The 3,748-nt window shown below is 42.7% G+C and carries 3 protein-coding genes and 1 pseudogene; 1 reads left to right on the top strand and 3 read right to left on the bottom strand.

Annotated elements, in window-relative coordinates; genetic code table 11:
• Nucleotides 1–558, top strand: a 558-nt coding sequence (locus FU659_RS34565) for a BclA C-terminal domain-containing protein (RefSeq protein ID WP_483874525.1), incomplete at its 5' end; no start/stop codon positions are given.
• A 281-nt stretch (nucleotides 559–839) separates the two neighbouring features.
• Here FU659_RS34565 and FU659_RS34560 read toward each other — a convergent pair.
• The 3 genes and pseudogenes from FU659_RS34560 to FU659_RS34550 all read right to left on the bottom strand — a co-directional run bounded on the left by FU659_RS34560 (nucleotide 840) and on the right by FU659_RS34550 (nucleotide 3,502).
• Nucleotides 840–1,043, bottom strand: a complete 204-nt coding sequence (locus tag FU659_RS34560) for a hypothetical protein (RefSeq protein ID WP_147951678.1) — start codon at nucleotides 1,041–1,043, stop codon at nucleotides 840–842.
• 333 nt (nucleotides 1,044–1,376) lie between these two features.
• Nucleotides 1,377–2,752: pseudogene (locus FU659_RS34555) on the bottom strand (oligosaccharide flippase family protein); the annotation flags it as partial.
• Between the two features lie 378 nt (nucleotides 2,753–3,130).
• The gene (locus tag FU659_RS34550; RefSeq protein WP_261808245.1) at nucleotides 3,131–3,502 is read right to left on the bottom strand and encodes a copper amine oxidase N-terminal domain-containing protein; all 372 of its coding nucleotides are present in this window, start codon (nucleotides 3,500–3,502) and stop codon (nucleotides 3,131–3,133) included.
• Nucleotides 3,503–3,748 lie beyond the last annotated feature (246 nt).

The following is a 3,748-nucleotide window of genomic DNA, read 5'->3' as shown; positions in this document are numbered from 1 at the left end:
GCTACAGGAGCAACGGGTGACACAGGCGCAACAGGAGCAACGGGTGCTACCGGTGCTACAGGAGCAACGGGTGCTACCGGTGCTACAGGGTCAACGGGTGACACGGGCGCAACAGGAGCAACGGGTGCTACCGGTGCTACAGGAGCCGGATTAGCCGAATACGGGTATATTTACAACCTTGGTGCTCAAGTTGTACCGATTGAGGCTGATGTCATTTTTGATTCAAATGGAATAATTACAACTGGAATTACGCATGCTCCCGGAACCTCTCAAATTCTAATTACCACTCCGGGAGACTACGAAGTTACATTCTCCGTGTCCGGTGTGGAACCCAACCAATTCTCGTTATTTCTTAATGGCGCACCGGTTGCGGGTACAGTCTATGGTTCAGGCGCAGGCACTCAGCAAAATAACGGTCAGGTTATTATCGCCATAGCAGCCGGCGATGTTCTTACCCTTCGAAATCATACTTCTGCTGCCGCAGTTACACTACAAACATTAGCCGGAGGCACGCAAACAAACGTTAATGCTTCTATCCTAATCAAAAAATTAGATTAGTAACTTAAATCTCTTGTATTGGGATTACAGATTGCAGAAAACTTCTCTTGTTACTATTGAAATCTGGAGAGTTCTCTTTGTTTCAGATCGTGTCCCGATCACTTTGCGAATGCGGTTAACGTAAAACGTTAATTCGGTGTTGTACTAACACATAAATTCTGAAGTTGTGGCTATCCCTGGGTAGAGGGAGTCCTTGATATTCAAGGACTTTTTTATTTTGGAAGCATAAGTTTGCCACGTTAATTTGGAAGCATAAGCTTGCCAAAATGGCAACTTATGGGTTAAGTGACAGTCACGGCTGTCGGTACAAAAATGGCAGGAACGAGTAATCGCAGTCGCCGTATTAGGGCTTGACGGAGTTGGATCTGCGATTGTTGGTTCAGAGCAAATAAGGGCACGCGAACACCATAGAAGATCACAAACTCTTCTCCAGCTAGGATGCCTGCGAGGAACAAATTAACCAACAGAATAATGATATGAAACATAAGGAATTACCTCCTAGTGGTCGTTTACATCGTGGCACGCGGATAGACAGTTGACACTTTTACGTAGAAATTAGCATCCGGTCTCTATTTGCTAGTCGTCTTCGATTAAAGATAGAGTATTATTATGAACTGGATATAAACCGGAGACAACACTACAATTCATTATAAAAATAGTTCTGAAATTAGAAGCTGATATAAGAATAAATCAATAAAGAAGGCGCTCCTAAGCAGGGAGCCTTCTTTATTGGTTGAAACACTTATTCGGGATGAAAGGGTCCTATCATCGTGCTATGAATCAGCTTACAAATATGATTTCACGTCGTTTCCAACAAATTAATGGATGTTTGGCGTGTGAATATCACTCCTAACTATAGAACGCTTTTCTATTGCTATGGTCATGACCAGTAGACTTAGAAGACCGGCAAAGATGAAAAGAGGAAACCAGGATTTCGCTAAATGTCCGATTTCCATAATAGCTATCATCGCTATAGTAGGAATGAGTGGTTCTCCATAAGCCTTCCACCAATCAAGCGGAAATTTTTCATAATAAAAGAATCCGATCATGGATAGTGCTGAAACTGCCCATCCCCCCGTATAAATCCACACGGCTAATACTGGACTTTTAGCTGCGATAAACGGCACGATGGTAATGACAAAAATACCGGCTACAATCATTACCCAAAAGTTTGCCTTTGTTTTTCCTATTCCCGCCAAAATGCTCCCGCCCAGCCGACCAACAGAGGAGAACAAGACACCTAAAGCCATCAAACGAATATACGTTGAAGAATCTCCGGTCGTGTAACTCGCTCCGAATAAGTAACCGTTGATCTGATCCGGAAATAAACAGATGAGTGCTGTAAGCGGGTACAAAAGAACGTTGTTATATCGGATACAACTCGTTCCACGATGTTTGCTTTCCTCTAAATCCTGAGATTTTTCTGCTACAAATGGAAAGGTGACGATCATAAACGCCCATGTAATAATGCCGATAAATCCGGTTATGCGAAATCCGTTCGCTAAATAACCGACAGCAATAACCGAGCCAGAACCGACCATCATAACCAGGAATGGCTGTTGAAACGCTTTCGCAATATTCCCTGCCCAGGAGGGTACACCGTATGCCAACATACTCTGAAACTCTTGAAAAGGGAGGCTGCCAAACCATTTTGGTTTATGCACACGTTCAACTTTCAGGCAAATAAAAATTGCCGTTAGGATCGAACCAACACACATCCAAAGCGAGATGTTTTCTAAAGGGTTCATTTTTCCTATAGGCAATAAAACCCCAAGTACAGTTCCACAGGTTGAAAATGCCGTGGTGATGACCATGAAGAAGGCTTGGGTACTGAAATCACGATTTCCGGAAAAGGAAGCAACGCCCACATTTACGACTGAGTTGAAAATAAACATAATTGAGCTAATGATCAAGGCTCCTTTTAGATCAGGCAGGTGATAAGAATGCGAAGTAGTGGTGCTAATGCACAAAGGAGTAATCCGAAGAGAATTCCAAAGGACATGCTGCCAATCAAAGCCACACGAAATCTTGTTTGGACCGCTTCACTTGGTCTTTTGGAAAAAGTATATATCAAGGCGGAATTAAATCCGACATTAAGAAAGAGTGAAGCCATACCGAAGATTTGCAGCAGGAGATTCACTCGACCGAATCCGGCTGGATCGTTCAGCACGCGAGCCAAAATGATACTGCCTCCCGTTTGTAACATTTGATTAATAAAAAGACCAAGTACAATAATAGAAACATTTCGAAGTAAAAAACGTTGAGTCTCCGTTAACCTTATAGTCCTTTTAAACATGGGGTTAGCCCCTTTTCCATTTTATAGGTCTTCTTCTTTACTATCCAAAGAGTATCAGACCCCAGTGGAGTTGACAAACAAAGGAATCCAAGAAAAACAGAGGGAAATGAAGACATTCATTGATTTTGTATAGCTTCTAATTGATATAAGGGAAATACGGAGATTGCACCTTTTCATAAGATAGAAGTTAAAAAAACCAGCTGCCGATTATATCGACAGCCTGGTGAATTATAGGACAATATTTGTTAATGTGTATCCATCGTTAAAAGGAGAGAGCTATCTTCTTATTGATGCATGTGAGTACCCGTATCCATTTCTTTTGTTTTTTTCCATAGATTTGGTTAAAGCGATGGAACCATCCGCTTCATTCCACTTTACATCCCAGCCTAGCAACTCCGTAATGAAACGCAGCGGCACTTGTGTGCGACCATCTTTGAGAATAACAGGAGCACCTATCTCTTTTTGTTTACCGTTAATTTCCATAACGTTTTTACCGACCCAGAACGTTAACGTAACAGTTCCAGCTTTCACCCAAGCGGTTTGGCTAGCTTGATCCCAGGTTACGTTTGCCCCGATACCTTCTGCTAAGAAGCGAAGGGGGACATAGGTATTTCCTTCCCACATGAAAGGTGCGGTATCCATCATCATGGATTTATTATCGATTATGATGCTGCTGCTGCCGATTTGGTTAAGTATGATGAAGCGTCACGTACCGCTAATTTGGTCAGCGACTCCGATCGGAGTTCAGTGAATCCAGCGGCTAAAACCTACTAGATTATGCGTACTTCTGCGAACTCCATAAGAATGCTATGCAGGGGGGCATTACGGTTAAATAACATGTAAGTTAGTGATATGGGCTGATTAAAGAATTGTCTCCCTCCCCCAAATGTGGGA

The sequence above is a fragment of the Paenibacillus sp. N3.4 genome (assembly GCF_008017805.1).
Lineage (GTDB): Bacteria > Bacillota > Bacilli > Paenibacillales > NBRC-103111 > Paenibacillus_E.
The sequence above is the reverse complement of the archived record's forward strand: the minus strand, read 5'-3'. Positions and strand labels throughout refer to the sequence as shown.

What these genes read in the sequence shown, in the direction of transcription:
- FU659_RS34560 (WP_147951678.1), bottom strand. Translation starts at nt 1,043, where the DNA reads ATGTTTCATATCATTATTCTGTTGGTTAATTTGTTCCTCGCAGGCATC.
- FU659_RS34550 (WP_261808245.1), bottom strand. Translation starts at nt 3,502, where the DNA reads ATGATGATGGATACCGCACCTTTCATGTGGGAAGGAAATACCTATGTC.